Genomic DNA, 23658 nt, shown 5'->3' with positions numbered 1-23658 from the left:
ATTAGAGGAACCCTTCGTCGCCTCCCTTGCTTGGGAGCATGATTTGACCCTCTTCGGCAAGGCGCCGCACCACTTTGAGGATCTCTTTTTGTGCCGCTTCGACTTCGGAAACCCGCACCGGCCCCCGACTTTCGAGGTCTTCGCGCAGCATCTCCGCGGCGCGTTGCGACATGTTTTTGAAGATCTTTTCGCGCAATTCGGGCGATGCGCCTTTGAGTGCCAAAACCAACTGGTCGTTCGCCACTTCGCGCAACAGTGTCTGGATGCTGCGGTCGTCCATGTCCAGCAGGTTGTCGAAGACGAACATTTCGTCCATGATCCGCTGCGCGAGGTCGGGGTCGAACTCGCGCACGGCGTCGAGCACTTCGGTTTCGATTTGAGCGCCGACGAAGTTGAGAATTTCGGCAACGTGACGCACGCCGCCAGCGGCTTTCCCCTTCGCGCTCGACGAGGCGTTGGCGAGCAGCTCCGAAAGGGCTTCGTTGAGCTCTTTGAGCGCCTGCGGTTGCACCCCTTCAAGGGTTGCGATGCGCAGGATCACGTCGTTGCGCAGCCGTTCCGGGAAGCGCTTGAGGATTTCACCCGCGAAATCGTAGTCGAGATGGACCAGGATGGTTGCGATGATCTGCGGATGTTCGTTCTTGATGAGGTCGGCGGCGGTACCAGGGTCGAGCCATTTGAGACTTTCGATCGCCCCTGTGTCGGATCCCTGCAGGATCTTGCCGATGATGTGGCTCGCTTTGTCGTCCCCGAGCGCCTGGGTGAGCATTTGGCGGATTTGTTCGGGATCGGGTTCGATCGGTGCCCCTTTCTGGAAATGGGCGATCGCTTCGTCTAGGAGCGCTTCGACCGCTTCCCGGGGTTTGGGGGGCAGCGATGCCATTGCCAATCCCAGGGTCTGCACTTCGCGCGGTCCCAGGTGTTTCAAGACGGCGGCGGCTTCGGTGGGTCCTAGGGTGACGAGCAACGTGGCCGCTTTTTCGATTGCCGGATTGTCTTTGCCGCTCATGACTTCTTCTCCTCACCCTCGAGCCACTCTTTGATCAGGTTGGCCATCAGTTTCGGGTTGGTTTGGGTGAGCTCGCGCAGCGTCGCCAGTTTTTCTTCGAAGGGGTCGGCGGGGGTCAATTGCGACAGGTGGACGAGGGCATCAGGGGTTTTCCCACCTTCCCCGCCAACCAGGGTGCTACCGGATTGCGCAGTCGGTGCGCCACCTTGCGTTTCAGCAGTGGCGGCACCGCCTGCGGCATGGGAGGCAGCAGCCGTTCCCGCTTCCTCTTCGGTCTTTCCTTCGTCTTTGGGGGGTGCGACCGCGCGGAGCAACGGCCGGATCACCCCGAAGTAGATCAGGGTGAGTGCGATGACTACCGTGAGGAAGCGCAAGAGTTCGCGCACGATTTCGAGCATTTCTGGGTCTTCGAGGAGTTTTTGCCACCACGCGCGGTTGTCGGTCTCGGGTAGATCGGAAAAGAGCACGCCACGAACGGTAATGGTATCACCCCGGTTCGGGTCGAAACCCAACGCACTTTTTACCAGTTGTTCCAGTTGTTGCAATTCGGCATCCGACGGGATGACGACCTCTCCCTCTTTCGTCTTTTCCCGTTTCTGGTTGACGACGACCGCAACGGCCAGTTTCTTGATCGCGCCTTGCGCTTTTTGCACGTGTTCGATGGTGCGATCGAGTTCATAGTTGATCGTTGCGGACCGTTCGCGTTGCACGCCGGTAGCGCTGCCCGTTGGCGGGACTTCTGGGTTGGTGATCGGAGCGGTGGCGGGCGCAGGGGGCTGGTTGGTGAGCGCGCCAGGAACGCCTTGAGGGAGTGCATCGCTGCCGAATTTTTCGTGGATCTCTTGGCTGCGGATCGCCTGATTCGGCGCAGGGTTGGGGCGATAGGTCTCAGCGGTGCGTTCGATGCGGTCGAAGTCGAGCTCCAACGAGACTTCGGCACGGAAATTGGGTTTGCCGACGACGGGCGCCAAGAGCGATTCGATCCGCTCACGGTAGCGGTTTTCGAGTTCGTGCCGATAGGCCAATTGTTTGGCGCTGAGCGTTTGCGAGAGGGGGTCGGACGTCATCGTCAACAATTTGCCGTTTTGATCGACGATCGAGACGTCCGCAGGATCCATGTTGGGAATACTAGAGGCGACCAAGTGGCGGATGCCAGCAATCTGGGTTTCGTCCAGGAAACGTCCAGGGCGGAGGTGGAGTACGACCGACGCCGTCGGTTTTTGCTGATCGCGCAGAAAACTCGTCCGCTTCGGGATCGCTAGATGGACGCGCGCTTGCGTCACCGCAGCCAGCGTGGCAATCGAGCGGGCGAGTTCGCCTTCGAGCGCGCGCTGATAATTGACCTGTTCGGCGAATTGGGTGATCCCCAATTTTTGTTGATCGAGCAGCTCGAAGCCCACCGTCCCCCCTTTCGGAAGCCCTTGCGCGGCAAAGCGCAAGCGCAGTTCATGCACCTGCTGGGCCGGGACCAGGATGGTGCTACCGCCTTGCGCCAATTCGTAAGGAATGTTTTGCTGCTTGAGCTGCTCGACGATCGCGCCGCCGTCTTGGGGATCGAGGTTGGAGAAAAGGACGGCTTGATCGGCGGGTTGAGACCAGAGCCAGACGCCGACAAGCATTGCGAGCGCGAGCGCCAGCGCTGAGCCTGCGGCCAATTTCTGTTGCGGGCTCCATGCCGCGACACGGTCGACGAAAGGTTGCCACGGGGCAGGTTTCGTTGCCGCTTCCGGTGTTCCCCCTTGGGCTGCACCGCCAGCCGCATTCAAACCGATTTCAGCGGTTGCTTCGGCCATGATCCGTTGGTCCTGTGACGTCTCTTTGTCATTATTGTCGTCGACTGCCACGCCCGGCAGCGGGCGAAAAAGCGGCAAAAGTCGCCGGCAATTGTTGCCGGAGTGTGCGTTCGGCTACAATGGCCGACATGACACAAGCACCAAGCGCCTTTTCTGTGAAACAGCCGGACGCGGCGGGTATGACGCCGGAACAGTTGGCAGCGGCGTTCGCGGAATTCATGCGTGCTTCCGACCGTCTCACCGCGGCCTATGCCCAGTTGGAGGCGCGCGCGGAACGGCTTACCGAACGGCTCGACGTCTTGATGCAAGCGTTGCCGGTGGCGGTGGTGGTGTTGAACGCCGAAGGGGAGGTTGTCGAAGCGAACGAAACGGCGCGGCAATGGTTCGGAACGGCGCTCACAGTGGGAACCGCCTGGCAGCGCTTCGCGCAGCAGTTGCGGCTGACGGAAACTCCTGATGAGGTTTTGTGGTCGGCACCGGATGGCGAGAAAAGGCTGACGCTGACCTGGTCGCGGCTCCCCGACCAAGGCGGGGAGCTCGTCGTGGTGCAGGATGTCACCGAGGCCACTCGGCTGCGCGAAGCGATGGCGCGGCAGGAGCGCTTGGCAGCGATGGGGGAGTTGGTTGCCGGGCTTGCCCATCAGTTGCGAACCCCGCTTGCTGCGGCGCTGCTGTTTCTCGATCATTTGACGACACCTGGGCTCGACGAAGCGCGTCGCATTGAACTGGCAGGGCGGGTCAAGGCACGGTTGCACCGTATGGAGCAATTGATTGCCGACATGCTGATTTTTGCCCGCGGGGGGCTGAAAGCACGAGAGCCGATCGCGCTTTCCCATCTCTTTGCGCAGTGGTGGTCGAACGTCGAGCCACTGGCCCAGGCGCAAAAAGTCGTGTTCGAACGGTTGTTCGCACCGCAAGCGGATGCACCGGTGGTGATCGGCGACGAACGGGCCCTTTTAGGGGCGTTGATCAACCTTGCCGAGAACGCGCTTGCCGTGCAACAAGGGCAGGCAGCGGCATGGGTGGGTCTGGGGGCGCGTGCGACTGCAGACCAGTGGGAAATCGTCGTTGCCGACCATGGGCCGGGCATTCCAGACGCTTTGCGGGCGCGACTCTTTACCCCTTTTTTTACGACGCGTCCTGATGGCACCGGGTTGGGTCTGGCGATCGCGCACGAAGTGGTCACCGCGCACGGCGGAACCATCGAGGTGCGTTCGGAACCGGGCGAAGGGACCACATTTATCGTTCGACTCCCTTGTACCGTGAGGAGCCGTGATGTCTGAGCATTCGCTCCCGATCCTAATCGTCGAAGACGACCCCGATTTGCGTGAAGCGCTGGAGCTGATCCTGACGGCGCAAGGGTATCGGGTGTTGGTGGCTGCATCCGGACCCGAAGCGCTCGAACTACTCGATCGCCATGCCGTGGCCATGGTGGTCACCGATCTCAAGATGGTGCCGATGGACGGGTTGGCACTGCTCGATGCGGTCCGGCAAAAATTGCCGCACTTGCCGGTGGCGCTCATGACCGCGTATGGAGACGTTCCTGCAGCGGTACGCGCGATGAAAAGCGGCGCGTGTGAATTTCTATTGAAACCGTTCGAAAGTCGGCAACTTTTAGCGGTGATCGAACGCTATGCGCAGTGGGGAGGCGACGGCGCAGTCGCCGACTTGATCGCAGAGGATCCGAAAACCCAAGCAGTGCGCACGCTTGCCGAACGCGTTGCCGCAACCGACGCCACGGTTCTGCTCACGGGGGAATCGGGCGTTGGGAAAGAGGTGTTTGCGCGGCTGATTCATGCGATTTCCCTGCGCAAAACCGGGCCGTTCGTCGCGATCAACTGCGCGGCGATCCCCGAATCTTTGCTCGAAGCGACGCTCTTTGGGCATGAAAAAGGGGCCTTTACCGGTGCGGCCACGGCGCAGCCCGGAAAATTCGAGCAGGCGCAAGGGGGAACGATCCTGCTGGATGAAATCTCGGAAATGCCCCTTTTGTTGCAGGCGAAGCTCCTTCGGGTCCTGCAGGAAAAAGAGGTCGAGCGATTGGGCGGAAAAAAGGCAATTCCGCTCGACGTTCGGGTCATTGCCACCACCAACCGCAATCTGTCCGACGAAGTCGCGGCCGGGCGATTCCGGGAGGACCTCTTTTACCGTCTGAACGTGTTTCCTATTGCGATCCCGCCGTTACGCGATCGGCCCGCGGATATCGTTCCCTTGGCGCGCTATTTTCTTTCGCGCCTGGCTGCGGAATGGGGGCGGGTGGTTCCCGGGATCACCGAAGAAGCGGAACGAATCTTGCTTACTTATTCGTGGCCGGGCAACGTGCGTGAACTCCACAATACCCTGCAACGCGCGCTGATCCTTGCGCCGGGTAACGTGATCGACGGGAAGACGTTGCGCCACTGTTTGCCGAACGATGCCCCAGTAACAGACGGCCTTGATCCGGTAGAAAAACGCGCCACGCCCCAATGGGTAGCGGGCAAGCAGGCCGAAGGCGATTCCCTGCCGCGGCGTGATACCCGGACGAACGAAAATGGCCAAAGTGCGGTATCGTTACGGGATTGGGAGCGGGAACAAATCTTACGGATCCTTGCCGAAGAGGAAGGGTCCCGAAAACGGGCGGCGCAACGGCTGGGCATGCCCGAAAGGACGTTGCGTTACCGATTGCGGAAGTACCGCGAAGCGGGGTTCGACGTCCCCGAAGCCTGAGGAGTCAGACGATGGACACCAACGCGATCAACCAATTGCTCGCCCAAATGCAACAGGCACAAGCGCTCGCGAAAGGGACATCGGCTGCGCAACAGCCAGAAGCGGAGCGTGGAACGACCGATTTTGCCCAAGTCCTGGACCAAGCGCTCAAAGAGGTGAGCGCGCAATCGGCCGAGGCGAAAGCGCAAGCCGAACGGTTCGTTGCGGGGGACCCCAACGTCAATCTGGCCGACGTGATGGTCGACCTGGAAAAAGCGTCCCTTTCGTTCAATCAAATGGTTCAGGTGCGTAACCGGTTGGTGAGCGCCTATCAGGACATCATGAATATGCCGGTTTGACGTGGGGCGCAGGTTTTCCGCGCTACAGGGCAGCTTACGAGCAAGGCAGCTGCAAACAACGAGCTAGGAACGTATCAGGAAACGCGATTGTCGTGAAGGCGCATTTCGCGCTGAACGGTAAAGATATAGCGCTGCAATGCTTTTTCGACAGCGGGTGGCAGGTTGATGAAGCGACACCCCGCTCGTTCCACATACTGCCCCAGGCGGTTGGTGACGTGGTAGACGTTACGCACCTCCAAGGAAACCACGATCGGCTCGACCGTCGGGATCACCAGGATCGAATCGCGAAAGACCTGTCCTGGAACGACTTTCAACGAAGCAGGCGGGATAAGGATCGCCACACCGCCATTGCTGACGTCGAGCACGCGAAACGGGACGAGGTGCGGCGGTGCGCCGGGCGGAGCGGTATTCACTTTACACACGACGTTGTGGGATAGTGGTACATGGACGCGAAAATACTCGCGCCGCTGCAACCGGAGGATTCCGGTTGGGCGGGACGCTTGAAAGGCGCGCGTGCCTTGGTAATGCGCTAAACGCAACGATTCGACCGCGAATTGGGTCAATATGCCGTCGAGTTTTCCCTGGCAAACCGCCGGTTTTTCCACTACGCTTTGGTTGAGTGCTTCGTTTTGACTGAGATCAAGGAACAGCGCGTGATCCGCTAGACCTACGATCTGGGTGGGCATCACGTAGCGCTGCGCAACGAAAAGGCCAAGGTTCGTCCGTTGCTGCCACAAATTGCGCAAGATGAACTCGATCTCTTTCGGATGCGTGACGATGTGATCGGCGTAGCGGTCGAAATCGACCACGCGCAACGGTTCCTGGGCTGAACTCATGTGTTTCGTGGTTGCGAACGTATCGTTATCGGGTGTTCCTCCTGCATTTATATCACAATTTACCCATGGCCCCCTTTTTCTGCTGCTCTACACGGTACACCCACGCCAAGAGTTCAGCAACCGCGACATAGAGTTCCGGCGGAATGCGGGCGTCCAGGTCGAGCCCGATCAGGAGCTTCAACAGCTCAGGAGATTCATGGACGAAAACTCCCGCTTCCTTGGCTTTCTCGATGATCTGTTGCGCGACGATCCCTTTGCCTTTGGCGACGACACGAGGGGCTTCGTCGCCCGGTTGATATTTGAGCGCAACCGCAGCCGGGCGGGGAGCCGGTTGGGAGCGCGTATCGTTCGGTTCGGCCATCAGAGAGCTTCCGCTTCAACAAACGGGCGCCATTCGAGCTTCTGCACCGGAAGTTCGTCGTTTGCGAACGCCGCAAGCAGCTCGTGCATCCGCGCTTTGAGGAGTGTTGCGGTCTCTTCGGATGCGGCAGCAATCGCCACCTGTATCCCGTGCGGTGCGATCTCGACCCAAAAGGCGATCTTACCCAGCGTTTCCGAATCGATCGTCAGTTTAGAGCGCCACATCGGTGCCGGTTCGTCCGATTCGGAACCGGAGTGACGGCTGTCGCGGTTTTCGTCGCTGATCTCCCAGCGAACCTCGGTTCCAAGCCACGCAGAAAAGAGGAGATCGACACGGCCAAACGCCAGTGCGTCGAGTTGCCGTTGGACGAGTGGCAGTAGACGCTCAGGAATCGGCGTTTGCGCCGCAGACGTGGCAGACGACTGCCGCAAAGCATCCTGGGCGGTTGTTTCGGTGGCTTCTCCGGCTGGGGATGTTTGTGCAGCTCCTGGTGTGGCACGGGTCGAAGCGGTCGCTGGGTTGTTGTCCACGTTGTCATTACCCAACTCCACACCCAAAAGGCGTTGGACCAATGCCAGGAGCTTGTCCGTAGGGGAGGTTGAGCGGGGTGTTGCGGCTTGAGCAGATGCCGCAAGCGGGGCAAACGCACTCGCGAGCGCCGATTGCACCGCGGCTCTATCCCGTTCGATCGTCGCCTCCTGACCGATCGGAAGGCGTTGGGTCTGCGGTTCGGCTTGTAATTCGGTAATCGGATAGTGGCCTTGGGCCCACCGTGCCAGATGGGATTCGTAAAAGAGGCCAGATTGGCGAACGGTATCGGCAAGTTGTGACGGCACGAGTGGCGCGTGGTTTTGCTGAAGTCGCGCGTCTACGGGGGACAATACCGAGCGAAGCAGCACGTGGACCGGTTGGTTCTCAGAAAGATTCTGAAGCGCTGCTGAAAAGGGGTAGCGCGCCAGAGTAGGCGGGGTTGCTGGATTGTGCGCAATAGTCTGTCCTGTCTGCGCAGGGCTTTCCGGTGGTGTTCGTAGCGAAGTAGGGGTGATGAGTGCCGCCTGCTGCGCGGCGGTAACCTGTGCTGGCGTGTGGGATTGCGCTGCGGGCGCTGCCTGCTGCGCGGCGCTAGGTTGTGCAGGCGTGTGGGCTTGTTCCGCGGGTGGTGGCGTTGCGGTTGGCTGAGGTGTGGGTAAAGGATTGGAGCGTGCCGCGGGTGGTGGCGTTGCGGTTGGCTGAGGTGTGGGTAAAGGATTGGAGCGTGCCGCGGATAAGGATGGCGGGCTAGCAACCGATACCGGAAGCGGCGTTCTGGGTTCTGCGGTCGTGATCAGTTGGCGAAGCAGCGCCGCGGTTTGCGAAAATTGCGTTTGCGCCGCGGGGTTACTCGAAGACACCTGCGGTGGCGAGCTTGTGGCGGGGGCAGACGCTTCTCGGGCCCAGACTTGGTTCCCTTCGCGACGCATCACCACCAGTTCCAGCGTGTCACCCGCTTTCAGCGGGCGATCCATCGCCAAGGTCATCTCTTGGTCCGCCACCAAAGCCAAGAAGGTACCGTTGGGCAGCGGTCGCTGTATGGTGGCTTGGAAACGTTGCCCCTCTTGCAAGGCGCTTGGCAGTTCACTCGCCGTCGGGCTGACCGGGGTGATGCGGTGCAGCGCCTCGACGCGCGGTGCTGTCGTTTCCGGCGTCAATTCCTGGCTGAAAAGACGGATGCGCGCGGCCAGATCTGGAGGGATCATCTGGGATCAGGAGGGAGAACGTTCCATGCGGTGAGCAGTTTGCACAGACTCTGATAAGCAGGGTCGAGGTGTGTGCGCGCTTCGTTCAGCGCCTCCTGTGCCGCAAGCAACGCGGTGCGGCGCTCCTTTGCATCGACTGACGGTTCGCTGCTCGCCCTGCGATCCGCTTCGATGAGTAGTGGCAGGTTATTGGCAATGGTCTCCGCTTCTTCCCACGCGTTACGCTCCACTGCCTCCCGCAGCGCTTGGCAGTGTTCCGCAAGTTTCTGGTGTGGCGAGGTGTTTCCAGACACAGGCATAGCGTGTCTCACCGTCTTTCTCTACGAGGTTGCGTAGGTCTTTTTTCGCGCCTCTTCCGGCATTTCGGCCCACGCGTCTCGGATGGTGCGCAACAGGTTGGCCGCCTCTTTGAGCGGTGCGGCATTGTTGAGTGCGTTGGCGTGGGTGAGGCGCTCCGCGATGTAATCGTAGAGCGCAGCCAGCCGATCGGCCAGTTCGCCACCGGCCTCGAGATCCAGCGCGGCCTTCAGGCCTTCGATGACGATCGCGATCGCTTTGTTGATCGCAGCTGCGCGTTGCGGAATGTTGCGTTGTTCGATCGCCACTTCCGCTTGCGCGATGGCCATCAGCGCACCGTCGAACAGCATCAGGATGAGGCGATGCGGGTCCGCGGTCTGGACGGCGGTTTCAAGGTCGACCTGCTGGTAGGCGTTCACGCCACTCGTGCGGTTGAGCATGCATTCTCCTTTCGGGGGTTACCCACTACTGCTGCCGCTCAGTTGGGCCAGCTGCTGGGCCAGATAGGTGCCGGTCACGTTCATTTGGCCAACCAGCGCATCCATCGCATTGAATTGACGCAGATACATGGCTTCGATGCGCGCCAATCGATCTTCCAACAATAGTTGCTGATTGTCCAACAGCTTCACCGATTGTTGCAAACCTTTGATGCGCAGATCGATCAACCCGGAGCTTTCGGTGTAGGTATCGACCAGCGAAATGCCTTTGGCGGCCAATCCTTCAGTGGCGCCCGAACCGGCAAAGAAGTTGGCTACCGAGGCCCAATCGCTATTGAGCGCGTTCGTCAATTTGCTGTCGTCGATGGTCATGCGCCCGGTGACGTCGAACTCGACCCCGAAATCGAGCAGACGGGAAAAATTCCCCAACCCGGTGACTTCTTGACCCAGTACCTGCCGCAGTTGGTTGCGCAAACCGCGCAGACTGGAGTCGCCGTACAGATCGCCAAACGTTTTGTTCTCTTCGTCGTACCCGGAAAGGGTGTCGATCTGGTCCATCACCGTGTTGTAGGCATCGGCAAGGTTTTGAATTGCCGTTTTGGCTGGGTCGAGATCGCGGTCTACCGTTAGCGATTGCGTCGTGTTCGATTCCCCGGTAAGCGTCAGTGTGACGTTGTCAATGACGTCTGTGAGCGTATTGCTGCCGCGCGTAATGGCAATGCCATTGACCGTCAGTTGCGCGTCTTGTGCGCTTTGCACGCGGTAGAGCGTGTCGCTGCTGTTGGTGGAGAGCGCGTTGGGGTCATTGAAAGAGAGTCCGGCAAGCGCCCCCGTTCCCGTCAAGGTAAACGCATTCGCCGTTCCTGTTTCGGAACTGGAGATGACCAGTTGATCGACGGAACCGTTGTTGATGATGGTTGCGGTTACCCCTGCGTTGGCTTCGTTGATCTGGTCGCGGAGCTGTTGTAGTGTCGTGCCCGCTGCGATCGTCAAGGGAACCGTGTTTCCCCCGACGGTGATGTCGAGGGTGCCACCACCAGAAGGGTCAAACTGCGTTGTCGCGCTGGTTGCTACGCGCTGTTGTCGGGCCAGTTGCTGAACCGAAAGCTCGTAGATTCCAGCGGCTGCTCCCGGTTGCGCGGTGGCCGTGAAATCGGCGTTCGAGGCTACGGACGCTTTCGCTGCCGAAAACGTATCCGGGTTTTGTAGCGCTTCTAGTGCGCTTTGCAGTTCGGAAAGCGCCGATTTGATTTGACCGAACGCCGAAATTTGATTTTCATACTGGGTGCGCTTCTGTTGCAGACGGGTCAGCGGTTGCCGCTCGACCTGCATGATTTGCGACACCAGCCCTTGAATGTCCAGGCCGGAACCGATTCCTGTGGCGGTGATGGCCATGGCGCACCTCCTTTGCCGTGAGGCAGAGTTCGCTTACGCTTTTTCGCGTACCAGCAATCCTTGCAGTTTATCCAGTGCTTTGGCGATTTCCAAGATCTCTTGCGGCGGGATCTGCTTGATCACCTCTTTCGTGTTGGTATCGACGATCTTGATCACCAATTTTTCCGTATCTTTGTCGATTTGAAATTGTAACGCGCTGTTGAGCGCAGAGACGGTTTTCTGCACCTTTCGAACGGCATCTTCGACGGTTCGTTCGTCGAGTGGCGCGTTGGGTTGTGGCGCGGTGGCCTGCTGTGTCGCCGCGTTGGTTGCCTCTTGCGGTGGCGTTGGGCGTTCCGTACCCGAAGTGGCACGGTTTTGCTGCAGATTCCTTTCCGTCTCCGTTGCCCGAACAGCAGGCGGTGGCGTGACATCGCGAACCATCTGCGTTGCGCTCTGTTGCGGTAACGATACCGTGGGCGTAGTGCTCATCGTCGTCTCCTCATGGTCGAAAGGCGTCGTGCGCCAGGTCTCCCTCGCGCCGCCGCCTTAGCCCTTACCCGAATGTTACGCGGTTTGCTTAGCGCAACAGACTCAACACGTTTTGAGGTGCCGCGTTCGCCTGCGCGAGCATCGCGGTACCCGCCTGCTGCAGGATCTGCGCGCGCGACAGCGCGGCGGTCTCTTGCGCGAAATCGGCGTCGCGGATGCGGCTGCGCGAAGCCGAGAGGTTTTCGATCGACACTTGCAGGTTGTTGATCGTGGCCTGGAAGCGCGATTGCACTGCACCGAGCGTAGCGCGGATGTCGTTCACCGTTTTGAGCGCCGCATCGACTGCGCTGATCGCCGAAAGCGCGGCATCGACCGCTGAGATGGTGATTGCCGAGCTGGTTGCCGCGGCAGACCCGCCCGCAATCGCGGAACCCACATTACCTGAGGAGAAGATGCTGAGGGCATCAAAGCCAATTTTGTCGGAAGCGGTGATCGCGCTCGCGCCGCCCGCAGAATAGACGCCATTGGAATCAAACCCCGATGCGGTGGTTGTCCCGGAGAAATTGGCCCCCACTTGGAAGACGAACGCGGCAGCACCCGTTGCCGCCGAAAGCACCTTCACGCCGTTGAATTCAGTATCCCGACCAATGCGCTCGATTTCGAGCTGCAGTTGGCGGAATTCTTTCTGCAGTGCATCGCGGTCGGCAGTGGAATTGGTTGCATTCGCCGATTGCACCGCGAGATCGCGCATCCGTTGCAGAATATCACCGATCTGCCCCAGCGCCCCTTCGGTGACCTGCGCCATCGAGATCGCGTCGTTGGCGTTCCGCACTGCAACGGTCATCCCGCGAATCCCCGAGGTCATCCGTTCGGAAATCGCGAGCCCCGCGGCGTCGTCTTTCGCGCTGTTGATGCGTAGCCCCGAGCTCAACCGCTGCATTGCAGTCTGCATGTCGAGCCCCGTTTTGTAGAGGTTCCGTTGCGCGTTGAGGCTCATGATGTTGGTGTTGATCACGCTCATGGCTGGCTCCTTTCACTTTTCACTCGTTGATCTCAAGCCGTCAGGCTTTGTGTGTGTTAACGACGCGACGAGAAAAAGCTTTAGGGTTTTTTGATGACGACACGGTTCTTGCCGCTGCGTTTGGCTTCGTACATCGCGGCGTCGGCACGCGCAAGCGCCGTCTCCAACGCTTCGCCCGGCAAAACGGGCGTGACGCCCGCACTGAAAGTGATCACGCGGTGGCTGTCGCCGTAGAAGAAGAGTTCGCGGGTGAGCGCGCGTTGCAAACGCCGGACGACTTCCGCGGCTTGATCGAGCGGGGTATCGGGAAGCAGCAAGACGAACTCTTCACCACCGTATCGGCCGACGATATCTTGCGCACGCAAATGGGTGCGCGCCATGCGGGCGAGATAGACGAGCGCTTCGTCGCCCGCTTGGTGTCCCAACGTGTCATTGAGTTGCTTGAAATTGTCGATGTCCAAAAGCGCCGCGCAGAGGGGCGAACCCAACCGTTGGGCTCGATTCGCTTCGCGCGCGAAACTCTCTTCCAAACCACGACGATTGAGAAGCCCCGTAAGCGGGTCGCGGGCCACTTGCGCGCTCAATGCGGCAAGTTGCGCTTCCAGTGCTTTGACGCGCGCGTCCGCTTGCTCGGCCTGGGCTTTCGCCGCAGCCAATTCGCGGTGCGAGCGGCTCATCTCCTGATGCATTGCCCGTGTGTCTTGGAGAAGCTGTTGCAGCAGCGGCGAGACTTCAGCTAGGTCCGATGCCTTTTCGATGATATCGGCAGCTTCTTCCAACTCTTTCTGATAATCGGCGGAAAGATTGGTCACGCCGGCGATCTCGTCGAGGAAATGGGCGATCAGCGACTTGAGTTCCGCTTCTGCGGCGCGGCGAGCGGCAAAGATCTCCGCCTGCCGGTTCAGCGTCTCTTCCAGGCGAAATTCCGCTTCTCGAAGTTGCCTCAAATCGATTGGTGTTTGGGAATCTTCGGGGAGAGTTTGACGAAGGAGTTCGATCTGACCGTTTAGCCACTCCGGATGTGGGGTGAAAAGCGCGATGTTGCGCAGAATCACGTCGAGGAGATGGACTAGTTCGGCGATCAAGACGGATGCATCATCACGCGGCTGAGTGGTGGTATGTGCAGAATTTGTATCCGAAGTAACGGTGTGGGATTCTGGCGCGACGGGCAGCTCAGTTTTGGAATGAGGGGTAAGTTGTGCGGGACCGACTGCTGGGGGGCTCTCTTCGAGTTCGCTTTCGCTTTCATCACGTGTGGGGGCGCGTTTCCACGCAGCTACCAAATTGTTGAGTCGATCGAACAGGCGTTCGGGATTCTTGGTGGCCAGCACCCGCTCGAGCGAACGACGCTTCATCTCCGTGGTCCACTCGCGGTGGGGGAGTTCCCAGGCAGCGATCAGACGACGGATGAGGTCGTTCCAAGGGAGGTCTAAGAGCTTTTGGAACCGTTCGGGGATGGGCTCAGGAATCCCAGCCAGCTCACAGTACATCCGGGTGAAGTGCTCGGGTGTAGGAGGAAGGCGTTGTTGCGCCAGACGGACGAGCGTCTCTTTTGCGAGTTCGGTGGGTGCGGTAGCTCGAGGCATCTTTATTAGCCGGGTATTATGCTTGACAGTTTTCGGGATAGTAACTCAAGTTGTAATTGATCGAGGTGTGGTCCAATCGGTAAACTGATCACTTCATGAGCCAAGCGTTCAGAAATTGGGAACGAACCAGGTGGAAAGCCCAAATTCTCATAAGCCTGTTGAAGATGAGGAGGAATGGGATAGTGAATCAGAGTTTGAATTCCTTCTTTCGCCAGACGCTTCTGGAAGTCATCTCGGCATGCGTGTCGCACAACAAAGAGATGCCAAACAGGCTGTGCCCATTGAGGTGTATGGGGTAATATGATTTCTTTATTGTATAGTAAGCGATGATAAAAATCAGCGATTGCTGCTCGGCGTTTATTCCATTCGTCCAGATATTTCAATTTGACTCTCAGAACAGCAGCCTGAATAGGATCCAAGCGGCTGTTCCACCCCCGGACTTCGTTGACATATTTTACCTGCGAGCCATAGTTGCGGAGTAAGCGAATGCGGTCGGCAAGGTCAGGGTCGTTGGTCGTGACCGCACCTGCATCCCCCATGGCTCCTAGATTCTTGCCGGGATAAAAGCTCCAGGCAACGGCATCGCCGTGCGCCCCGATGCGCTTTCCCTTGTAGCATGCCCCGTGCGCTTGAGCGGCATCCTCCAGCACGCGCAGGCCGTAGCGGCGCGCAAGCGCAAGAATGGGGTCGAGGTCTGCTGGTTGTCCGTACAAATGCACCGGCAGAATAACCTTGGTGCGCGGAGTGATCGCCGCCTCGATTCGTTGGGGGTCGATGTTGTATGTGGCGGGATCGGGCTCCACAGGCACCGGTGTGGCGCCACACTGGCTTACCGCCAGCCAGGTGGCAATATAGGTGTTCGAAGGAACGATGACTTCATCCCCAGGGCCGACGTCCATGGCCAACAAGGCAAGGCGCAGTGCATCCAGACCATTGCCAACCCCCACGGCGTATTTGGCATCGCAATAGGCGGCGTATTCGGCCTCAAACGCCTCGACCTCTTCTCCCAAGATATACCAGCCACTGTCCATGACACGGGCCACAGCAGCATCGATTGCCTCCTTGAGTTCCAGATAAGCAGCGCGGAGATCAAGGAAAGGAATCAGGCTCATTTCAACCCCAAAGCCGCAAGATAAGCGTCGTAGTCGCGTAAATAGTCGCTTTCGTCGTAAAAATCCGAAGCCAGAACCATACAAACAGCACCCGAGGAGAAGTTATCCAGTTCCCGCCAGATCATGGGACAGATGTAGAGGCCAAAATAAGAGCGATTGAGGTGAAAGCGCTTCTTATGACTGCCATCATCCAATACCACATCAAAGCTACCCGACATGGCAACCATGAACTGGTGAAGCGCCTTATGGGCATGCCCCCCCCGCTCCGCACCACCGGGCACATCGTAGAGATAGTACACACGCTGAATTTCAAAAGGGATATGCCGATTTGCTTCGATGAAAGTCAAGTTGCCGCGGGGGTCGGTTATTTTAGGAAGGTCGATGAGGCGACAATCATCAACTGTCATACGCAATCCTTCTCAAATCAATTTCATAGAATTCGTGCACAGTCCCTCCCCCCCCAAATTCGGACTTAAAGCGGTATAGACTATCGTTCAAAATCATCCCATTATTTTCTGTACAGATGCCAAAATCGAACCAACGTTTGCCTTCTCGAAAAGCTTTATTAATGCAATACTCAAACACAACATCGAGTGCAGCTGTCTCGTAACCAATTGTGCTAGAGCCAACATACTGGACATGGACAACTAATGGAGTGATAAAGAGCACAACCCCAGCGATCACTTGATTGGCAAGGATTGCCACTACACAGCGGATGTTGTTAGGAAAGCGTTTCGCCAGCAGGGTAATTTCAGCCAAAGTATGAACTGGTTTGGCGTCATGTTTTCGGTTCAAATTGTCTGTTAGCACTGGCCAGAACTGTGGAAAGTATTCATTTCCTTCATGAATTTCAACACCTGCGCATAGCGCTTTTCGTAAACACCTTTTTCTCCTTTCAGAAGTTGGGCGTCTGTTTTGTAGATCAATAGTGCTACTTAAGTCGCAACGGATTCGTTTGGCGCCTAACCTGAACAGTGCATATACGTCGTCTTGGGAAGGTGTTAGGTGATAAAACCATGGAACAGATTTATACAGGAGAAGATGGTGGCCTTGCTCGGCATAGTGTTGAAAAATCAAAGACAGAGCCGCAATCTGTTGCTTTCCCTTTAATTTTCCCTGATGAAGAAGCCCGCCATAGGTGAGACCGGGATGACTCACAATGCAACGTTCATCACTGGGTAATTGAGCAGCAGGAAAAATACCTACCCATTTTTTTTCATTTTCAACAATTAGAGATCGGTCTTGAAAACGATTTCCATGGTACGACAAAAAAAGACGCGTATGCAAAAAGGTTGCCTGATGCGCGGAAGCACAAAACGCATCCCAGCTTTCAGCATCGGAATCCTGGTAGGCTCGGACTCGAAGACTCACTCTTCCTCCAGTACCGCCACTGCAAAACCGTTGCGGCCAAAATCGTTACCATTGTAGAAGACATATAGCCGGTCATCGATCTGGATTGGTGCGGCATACATAATCGCGTCGGAATCGAAACTGTCAGGCGTTACGTCGAGATTAAGGCGATCATCCATTCGTTGCCAGACATATCCATCTGGGGATTCAGCATAGCCCAGGCGGTAGGCACGATACGATTTGCGCCGTACCGAGTAGAACATTCGATAGCCCCCACTTGGCTTTGGGATGACGCATGGACGACCAAATCCGTGTTCATCAGGTTCGGTAATAGAAATTTGAACAGTTCCTTGCGCAGGCCAGTGAATTCCGTCTGCTGATTCGGCATAGCGGATGTCATAGACAGGCATCGACTTTCCGTCAACATCAAGCCATTGACTGCCCGCTACATACCACAAACGGTAGCGATCGTGCTCTTTGACGCAGTAGGGGCCACCACGGAAGTAAAGTTCGCTGTCGCTTCGCTCAAGAATAGGAGTTCGGCTGGCACGCAGGAACGTTTGGCCTCTGTCGTGAGAAATTGCAAGACCTGTCAACAGTCGATAGCGAATTTTTTGTCCAAGTTCAAAGCCGACGTAGTACATGTACCAGTTATCGCCACCCAGATCAACGATTGAGCACAGCAGAACACCGTTTTCGTCGAATGTACCGGGTGCTCCAATATCCAGTAGAGGTTCATCGGCCACGGCGATGACATGAGTAGGGTCGTTAGCGAGCACGTCAACATAACCTGGCCGCCCAATGCCTTGATCATCACAGCAGGTAATGAATACCCGGATTACTGAATCATTTAGGCGAATGGGTGTGGGAACCATGGCGTGGCTTCGTGCCCACCACATGGAACCATTTGGTGAATAGACTATGCCAAGTTTTTTCCAACGCATAAAATCAGCTTTTGATCTTGAAATAGCGCAAGCTAGATACCCGAGACGGTTCAGCAGATGTAGGACCGACGAGCGACGCAGGTTCAGTTGAGCGGGTAATGGTTACACCAGGACCAATCCAGTTATCTCGGCCAATGGTCAAGTTGTTAGCGATAGTGCTGTTCACGCCCAAAAAGGTGTTTTCTCCGATATCACAGAAACCCGAAATCACGACGTGAGATGAAATAAAACAATTGTCGCGGATAATCGAATGGTGGCCGATATGGTTGCCACTCCATAGAACGACATTGCGACCGATTTTGACGAAAGGCTGTACCGTGTTATCCTCGAAAATGAAACAGTGCTCACCAATCTCGACATTTCGCCAGACAAAGGCTCGAGGGCTAATATAGGAAGCAAGATGGTACCCTTTATCTTTGGCTGTGTCTGCTAAACGGGTACGCAATCTGTTTAGTTGGGTATAAACAATAGCGACGAATACGTCGTGGTTTTCAGGGGAGTAGGAATGTTCCAGGTTTTCGAACGGAACGACCGGTAAACCATTTAGGCGATCTCGTTTGAGATAAGCCGATTCGACCGCAAAGGCCACCACCTCATAGGGTGTATCAGCGTCGAAGTACTCATGAGCAATCTCAGCGAATGCGGAATCTCCGACAATAACAAGTTTTTTTGTTTTCATGGTAGTCATGGTTTTCGAATAAGAATATCTTCTCGGCGGTTTGCCATGGGCAAACCTTCTGCTTGAGGGAGTATCCATGCGTGAAATCCTTGAGCACGTGCACGAGAAAGAATAGCTAGAACAACTGAATCGTCAATGTGACCCAATTCAAGTTGATTAAATCGAACTTCTGGCAAATCATCACGACCAGTAAATTCGCGGTGGTATTTTATTCCTGTTGGACTTGAAAAAAAACGCTTGCGCATCGTAATGTTAGGAATGTCTCCAAGTAAAATTTCTCCGCCAAGAGTTAGAAGTGAAAGGGTAGAGTCGATGAATGTCCAGAGGTTGCCTTCAACAAAAACATATTGAATAACACTATATGCAATGATCGCATCGACTTTTCCTTTAAGCTGAGTAATCAACGTACTTACTTCTTCAGGATAGCGCCCTGGCCACTTATGGATATGTGATCCATCTGGTAGTAATGCAAGCATCTCTGGGCTATCAACGAAATGTAGTTCATGTTCGTGTGCTTTGCAAAAATCTGCTAACATTACAGGCAAGAGGCTGCATCCAGGACCGATCTCAAGAACGATCTTTTTTTTGTCATTCAGCGGACTAACTTTCGATATAATGTCAGAAAATATTTGACTTTCTTTTCCGTCTCTGTAATTATCTGGAAAACCTACCTTTTCGTGACGGCTCAAGTTTTTTGATTGAGCTAATTCACGAAATTTTTCATAGGTCAATTCGTTGAAATTAATATTTTTTTCTTTCGAACTCATGATGATTTATATATTCTTTGTTGACGATGTGTTTTATATTTTTTGAGTATTCATAATAATTTTTTTGTTTTTGCTAGTTTATACCATTTGTCAAGTTCTTTAGAAATCATTTCAGCAATATAACTTATTCCATAAAATTCAGCGTCAAATTTTCTCTGTTTGAGTGTGTCTATTGTTGAAAGTGTTATTTTATTTTCATATTCCTCTTTATCAATGTAAGGATTGGACAGGCCAGTTCCAAATCTATATTTTAGTAGCGGCTCTCCCCAATATATTATTTTTTTCATAAAAAAAGAACGAAAGGTTAGGACTTGATCTATGTATAAATTTGAGTGTAAAAGAGGGATATGGGTAATCATGTTTGGGGTGTATGCTGAGGATGCGCCTATTGTAAGCCCTACAGATGTTGGATTGGTTGCGATATTTTCCAAGTTTATTGGCCTTTGGTTTATCGGAGGTATCCAAAATTTTTTTTCTTGATCCATTATTTCTACTGGGGTGTGTATGTATAGAAACTCTGGTGCACCAAGACTCACCCAAAGTTCGGTTAATGTCGAAGCTCTCTTGGGGATTGAGATATCGTCTCCGTCTTGGATTACAACGAGATTAGCAAATTGAGATATTTCTTCCATGGATTTCTTGGCGTTCATGACTGCGCCGACATTTTTGTTATTTACTTTTACTATTACTTCGTGTTTCGTGTTGTTTTTTCTAACAAAATCTTCTATCAGTGAGGCAGTGTTATCTGTGGATGCATCGTCTGAGATATAAATTGTTAAATTTTCATAATCCTGATTGTACGCAGAAATTAGTGAGTCAATTATATATTTTTCTTGGTTGTATGTTTGTATGTAGAGAACGGTTTTTGGTTTTTTCATTTCATTTCCTTAAGTTTGTTATTACTGAATTCCATTTTGATTTTGTTTTATCTAGTGTGTATAACCTTTTGACGAACCAATTCAACTCTTTTCCTGCCCCAATGAAATTTTTGCTCAAGCAAAGATATAGAATTTTTTCAATCCATTTTTCTGGAATGTTTGGTGCTAGTGTAACGGGTGGGTTATCCTTTTTGTATGGAAAGATATCTGTTGCAATAACCGGATACCCCAACGCTCCATATTCTATTATTCGTAAGTTGCTTTTTGCTTCGTTGAATTCATTGTATTCGAGCGGCGCCAGAGCGAGATCGAGATCAAGCTCCGCCATTTTCCTGGGGTATTCGTGGAAGTCCACCCATCCATGTTTCTCAGGAACGAGATGTTCGAATTCGGGGAGCCACATCCCCATGAAGACCCAGTGGACTTCGTCTTTGGTCGCTTCGATCACCGGTATCAGCAGTTCCAAATCGCCACGGTGTTGCATCGCACCGACCCAGCCAACGCGTGGTTTGCGTGTGAGTCGTTCGGGATCATGCCGTTTGCGTTCGAGCTCTTGATAGAGCGGCTCCCAGGTCTCCCATTCGATTGCGTTGGGAATGACGTGGACTTCGGTACCTGGAGCGATATCGCCTACCAGTTCGGCAAGGGGATCGGTGCTGACGACGACTGCGTCCGCTAGCGCGAACATTTTGCGCAGACGTGCGCGGGCGTCGGGAGTGGTGCGGCGCGCCAGGTGGTAGAGACTGCTTTTTCGGGGCACGGCGTCCAGCCGGTCGTCCATGCCGAAGATGAGGCGTAAGTGGGGGTAGAAGGTTTTCCAGGCTTCGACGGTTTCTTCGACAGCGGGCCCCAAACGTTGGTGGAGCAGGACCACGTCGGGTTTGAGTTTGCCGATTTCGCTCACGCTGGGCATGCGGGGCGCGTCTTCGGGTACTGATTCGGCTTGAACCCATCCGGCACGCACCAAGGCTTGCAGCGGCATGCGGACGCGGTACTGGCCGCTGCCCCCTTTGACGGGAAAACCGAGTACTTTGATGCGGTTGTTGTGGTGGCGCTGCCAGGAAAGCGGAAAATTGAGGTCGAGCGTTGGGGTGGTGGCGGCGTAGTCGAAGTGCGGGGATGCAAAGGGATCGACGACAAGCCGTTCGCCCCAGCGGGCAAAGAGTGCGCGATGGGTTTGGGTACGTGCTTCCTGGTGTTGTAGGAGCGCAAGGGGTTTGCGTAGCATGCGCCCAACGACTGCGCTGCCGTGGTGGATGAGGCGGCTCAAGGGTTGCACGCGGATCTCGAAACCCGCGGCTTCGGCTTTGAGGCAGTAGTCGATCTCAAAGTCAAACTGGGCAAACGTCTCCTCATCGAAGCCGCCAAGCTGGGCGAAAAGCGCCCGGCGGGTGGTGAAGCCGACCGAGGATAGGGCGCTGACTCGATGGGGCAGCGCGAGTTGTTTGAGTGCGCCAACGTCGTTGAGTTTGGCTTCGCGGTAGGCGGGGCGTGCTGGGGCCCAGAGGTCGCTCCCCCCCAGCCAGAGGCCAGCGCTCTCAATCAGGCTGAATTCGGGTTGCACAAGCAGCGGTCCAACGGCTCCTACCGTTGGGTCGGCTGCTTCGCGCACCAGCCGTTCGAGCCAATGGGGTTCGCGAGCTTCGATGTCGCAGTGGAGAAAAACCAGGATCTCCCCGTTTGCTGCCGCTGCGCCGACGTTGTAAAGGCGCGCGAGCGCATAGGGGCCTTGGTCGCGCACGATCGAGACGTACGGGTGTTGCGCGCGGATTTCGGCAAAGAGCGCGGCGATGTCGGGGTCTGTGGTGGCATGGTCGACCAGGATCAGTTCCCAATCCGGATATTGGGTGTGTTCTAAGAGTGACGTCACGGCCGCTTCGGCCAGGTGGTAGACGTCGGCAACCGGCATGATCACGCTCACTTTGGGCCAGGTAGCCATTTCGCGTTCGATGCGCCAGGTACCAGGGAGGAGGCCGGGCAGGATCGCGACGTTTTGCTGCGTGCGCGCAAAATGGTCTTCGAGCGCCAGGCGGCGCGCCAAGGTCTCTTGGGACGCCTCGCCAATTTCGGAATCCTGGCTAGCGGTATTCGGGTCTGTCTGATCCGGGATCGAGACGAGCGGCTCTGTGACGTGGTGGATGCGGGCTTCCGGGATTTCACTGACGCGCAACAGGGCGTCGTATCGTTCGGCATGGGGATAGGGTTGAAAACCACCCAGCGCGATGAGCGTTTCCGTGCGGAACCACACGGCCGGGCCGATGTAGTCGAAGCCGTAGAGCAAAACCCTGTCGAAGTCGGGTTTGAACCACGGGCTGTGGCGGGTTTCCCCTTGAAGATGGTCGTGGTCGCTATAGACCGCGACAACCTGCGGGTGCTCGACGAACGCTTCGGCAATGAGCAGCAGCGCTTCCGGTGCCAGTTGGAACCCGGCAGGAAGCACGGCAACGGCGTCTCCGCCATATTCGGGGAGCAGCGCATTCACCGCCTGCGCGACGATTTCAGGCGCGTCGAGGGTGTCGAGTTGCAGCCAGCCCAGGAAATCGGCTTCCTGGAAAATGGGGTCGGGAACCGGTTGGTCGGAGACGACGATCCAGCGCCAGTGGGGGTAGAGTTGGGTTTGCAGCGAATCGGTGGTCTGCGCAAGCAGCGGCAGGTCCGATTGGCGGGCAAAGGTGATGAGGGTGACGACCGGGCGATGCGCCCAACTCATCATCCGTTCCGCGAAAACTTCTGCGTCCGCTTCTTGCAGAGAACGGCGTTTGCGCCACGCCTCAAAACGGTCTTCCGGGTTGTAGATCGCTTCCGGTGTAGGGAGGGTGACGGGGGTGATGGTGAGGTCGTAGGGCGGAGGGAGTTGTTTTTCGGGGGGCAAGACCGTGTTGAGGATCGCGGCGTATTCACCCGCGTGGGCTTCCAGTGTGCGGTGTTCGCGGACGTACGCGTAGGCAGCCTCACCAAGTTCCCTTCGCGCTGCTGGGTTTTCGATGAGGTCGATGAGCGTGGCGAACCACTGCTCCGGGTCGTTGGGGATGACTTTGGCCAAGCCGAGGGCTTTGGCTTGGGCAAACGGGGCGACGTCGGAGCAGAGGGTAGGGATACTGAGCGCGCTGTACTCGACCCATTTGAGGTCCGACTTGCAGCGATTGAACGGGGTGTCGTCGAGCGGCGCGAGCGCGATGTCGAGGTCGAATTTGGCGAGTGTGGGGAGGTAGTTCCAATAGTCGACTGGGGTTTTGATCAGGCGGACTTGCTCGCACGCTTCGAGGTCTTGGGTCCAGGCGCCCATCAGAACGATCTCTACACGCTCTCGGTACAGGCTGGCGACGCGCAGGAGCGCGCTTTCGATCTTTTTCAGGTCCGGTGTGTGGCTGACGGTACCGGCAAAACCGATGCGGATGGGGGCATCGCTCTGTTTCGCTGGCCGGGCACGGCGAGCTTCCGCGATGAACTGGGCGGGCAGGTGATTGGTGAAGAGGTGGCACGGTCGATGCGGCGCCCCCAGGGTTTCGGCAAGGGGTTGGGTGGTGGTGATGACAGGGAGTTCAGGAAAATTTTTGAGGAACTTGTCGATTGCGCCGATGATGCTTGACGCATAGTAATTGAATTCGGGGTGGTTGGGCGGCAGCGCGGAGAGGTTGTCGTCGATTTCAAAGAGGCAGGGGTAGTTAGGGACGAGCTTTTCGGTGACGAATTCGTAATGATGGACGTTGACGAAGTCGCGGTGAATGAGGTAGAGGTCACAGCCCTCCTCGAATTGACTGGGGGAGGGGATGAGGCGAAAGCGGACGTGGTGCGCCAGCGCTTTGAGCGGATTGAGGATACGCAGGTTGAGGAGGAAGTGGGAAAGCGAATGTTGCGAGCAGACGCCAACAGTGATTTTTTGCCCAAAGTTTTGGGTTTCGATAATGGGCATTCGGGGCCTCCTCCTGCGTTTTTCTTCAT

Annotated in this window: 22 protein-coding genes; 3 read left to right on the top strand and 19 right to left on the bottom strand. The window is 56.2% G+C overall.

Annotated features, from left to right (window positions below; translation table 11 throughout):
• Window position 1: 1 nt before the first annotated feature.
• The gene (gene fliG, locus ACYQ4Z_RS06500) at window positions 2-1009 is read right to left on the bottom strand and encodes a flagellar motor switch protein FliG (protein WP_438438141.1); all 1008 of its coding nucleotides are present in this window, start codon (window positions 1007-1009) and stop codon (window positions 2-4) included.
• Window positions 1006-2802, bottom strand: coding sequence for a flagellar basal-body MS-ring/collar protein FliF (fliF, locus tag ACYQ4Z_RS06495; RefSeq protein WP_219972789.1), 1797 nt, complete (start codon window positions 2800-2802; stop codon window positions 1006-1008). The genes fliG and fliF overlap by 4 nt, the downstream gene beginning before the upstream one ends.
• Before the next feature lie 128 nt (window positions 2803-2930).
• Between fliF and ACYQ4Z_RS06490 the strand changes: the two genes are divergently transcribed.
• The 3 genes from ACYQ4Z_RS06490 to fliE are packed head-to-tail and all read left to right on the top strand — an operon-like array spanning window position 2931 to window position 5846.
• Window positions 2931-4085 (top strand): two-component system sensor histidine kinase NtrB, encoded by a 1155-nt coding sequence (locus tag ACYQ4Z_RS06490; RefSeq protein WP_459860401.1) that lies wholly within the window; start codon window positions 2931-2933, stop codon window positions 4083-4085.
• A complete protein-coding gene (locus ACYQ4Z_RS06485; protein ID WP_459860400.1) occupies window positions 4078-5508 on the top strand; it encodes a sigma-54-dependent transcriptional regulator in 1431 nt (476 codons plus the stop codon). Before ACYQ4Z_RS06490 ends, ACYQ4Z_RS06485 begins: the two co-directional genes overlap by 8 nt.
• Before the next feature lie 11 nt (window positions 5509-5519).
• Window positions 5520-5846, top strand: a complete 327-nt coding sequence (fliE, locus tag ACYQ4Z_RS06480; protein ID WP_119335465.1) for a flagellar hook-basal body complex protein FliE — start codon at window positions 5520-5522, stop codon at window positions 5844-5846.
• A gap of 74 nt (window positions 5847-5920) precedes the next feature.
• On the opposite strand, the gene ACYQ4Z_RS06475 is transcribed toward fliE, so the two are convergent.
• From ACYQ4Z_RS06475 to ACYQ4Z_RS06395, 17 genes are all read right to left on the bottom strand, one after another.
• Window positions 5921-6682 carry a flagellar brake protein gene (locus ACYQ4Z_RS06475; RefSeq protein WP_459860399.1) on the bottom strand — a complete coding sequence of 254 codons (762 nt, stop codon included), beginning with the start codon at window positions 6680-6682 and terminating at the stop codon, window positions 5921-5923.
• A 52-nt stretch (window positions 6683-6734) separates the two neighbouring features.
• On the bottom strand, window positions 6735-7043 hold the full coding sequence (locus ACYQ4Z_RS06470; RefSeq protein ID WP_459860398.1) for an EscU/YscU/HrcU family type III secretion system export apparatus switch protein: 309 nt from the start codon (window positions 7041-7043) through the stop codon (window positions 6735-6737).
• Entirely contained in the window at window positions 7043-8779 is a 1737-nt protein-coding gene (gene fliK, locus ACYQ4Z_RS06465; RefSeq protein ID WP_459860397.1) for a flagellar hook-length control protein FliK, read from the bottom strand. Before fliK ends, ACYQ4Z_RS06470 begins: the two co-directional genes overlap by 1 nt.
• The gene (locus ACYQ4Z_RS06460) at window positions 8776-9078 is read right to left on the bottom strand and encodes a hypothetical protein (RefSeq protein WP_219972796.1); all 303 of its coding nucleotides are present in this window, start codon (window positions 9076-9078) and stop codon (window positions 8776-8778) included. The genes fliK and ACYQ4Z_RS06460 overlap by 4 nt, the downstream gene beginning before the upstream one ends.
• A gap of 21 nt (window positions 9079-9099) precedes the next feature.
• Window positions 9100-9516, bottom strand: coding sequence for a flagellar export chaperone FliS (gene fliS / locus ACYQ4Z_RS06455; protein ID WP_459860396.1), 417 nt, complete (start codon window positions 9514-9516; stop codon window positions 9100-9102).
• 18 nt (window positions 9517-9534) lie between these two features.
• The gene (gene fliD, locus ACYQ4Z_RS06450) at window positions 9535-10908 is read right to left on the bottom strand and encodes a flagellar filament capping protein FliD (RefSeq protein WP_459860395.1); all 1374 of its coding nucleotides are present in this window, start codon (window positions 10906-10908) and stop codon (window positions 9535-9537) included.
• Window positions 10909-10941: 33 nt separating this feature from the next.
• Window positions 10942-11379, bottom strand: a complete 438-nt coding sequence (locus ACYQ4Z_RS06445; protein WP_438438131.1) for a flagellar protein FlaG — start codon at window positions 11377-11379, stop codon at window positions 10942-10944.
• Between the two features lie 88 nt (window positions 11380-11467).
• Window positions 11468-12400 (bottom strand): flagellin N-terminal helical domain-containing protein, encoded by a 933-nt coding sequence (locus tag ACYQ4Z_RS06440; RefSeq protein ID WP_459860394.1) that lies wholly within the window; start codon window positions 12398-12400, stop codon window positions 11468-11470.
• An 80-nt stretch (window positions 12401-12480) separates the two neighbouring features.
• Window positions 12481-13986, bottom strand: a complete 1506-nt coding sequence (locus tag ACYQ4Z_RS06435) for a GGDEF domain-containing protein (protein WP_459860393.1) — start codon at window positions 13984-13986, stop codon at window positions 12481-12483.
• Window positions 13987-13991: 5 nt separating this feature from the next.
• Complete coding sequence (locus ACYQ4Z_RS06430; protein WP_459860392.1) at window positions 13992-15098, bottom strand: DegT/DnrJ/EryC1/StrS family aminotransferase; 1107 nt, start codon at window positions 15096-15098, stop codon at window positions 13992-13994.
• Complete coding sequence (locus ACYQ4Z_RS06425) at window positions 15095-15505, bottom strand: sugar 3,4-ketoisomerase (RefSeq protein WP_459860391.1); 411 nt, start codon at window positions 15503-15505, stop codon at window positions 15095-15097. The genes ACYQ4Z_RS06430 and ACYQ4Z_RS06425 overlap by 4 nt, the downstream gene beginning before the upstream one ends.
• Complete coding sequence (locus tag ACYQ4Z_RS06420; RefSeq protein WP_459860390.1) at window positions 15495-16469, bottom strand: GNAT family N-acetyltransferase; 975 nt, start codon at window positions 16467-16469, stop codon at window positions 15495-15497. Before ACYQ4Z_RS06420 ends, ACYQ4Z_RS06425 begins: the two co-directional genes overlap by 11 nt.
• A complete protein-coding gene (locus ACYQ4Z_RS06415) occupies window positions 16466-17392 on the bottom strand; it encodes a glycoside hydrolase family protein (RefSeq protein WP_459860389.1) in 927 nt (308 codons plus the stop codon). Before ACYQ4Z_RS06415 ends, ACYQ4Z_RS06420 begins: the two co-directional genes overlap by 4 nt.
• Window positions 17393-17396: 4 nt before the next feature.
• Complete coding sequence (locus tag ACYQ4Z_RS06410; RefSeq protein ID WP_459860387.1) at window positions 17397-18071, bottom strand: acetyltransferase; 675 nt, start codon at window positions 18069-18071, stop codon at window positions 17397-17399.
• A gap of 5 nt (window positions 18072-18076) precedes the next feature.
• Entirely contained in the window at window positions 18077-18838 is a 762-nt protein-coding gene (locus tag ACYQ4Z_RS06405) for an SAM-dependent methyltransferase (protein ID WP_459860386.1), read from the bottom strand.
• Between the two features lie 50 nt (window positions 18839-18888).
• The gene (locus tag ACYQ4Z_RS06400; protein ID WP_459860385.1) at window positions 18889-19716 is read right to left on the bottom strand and encodes a glycosyltransferase; all 828 of its coding nucleotides are present in this window, start codon (window positions 19714-19716) and stop codon (window positions 18889-18891) included.
• 1 nt (window position 19717) lies between these two features.
• A complete protein-coding gene (locus ACYQ4Z_RS06395; protein WP_459860384.1) occupies window positions 19718-23629 on the bottom strand; it encodes a glycosyltransferase in 3912 nt (1303 codons plus the stop codon).
• Window positions 23630-23658 lie beyond the last annotated feature (29 nt).

Source organism: Hydrogenophilus hirschii, from assembly GCF_054656675.1.
The sequence above is the reverse complement of the archived record's forward strand: the minus strand, read 5'-3'. Positions and strand labels throughout refer to the sequence as shown.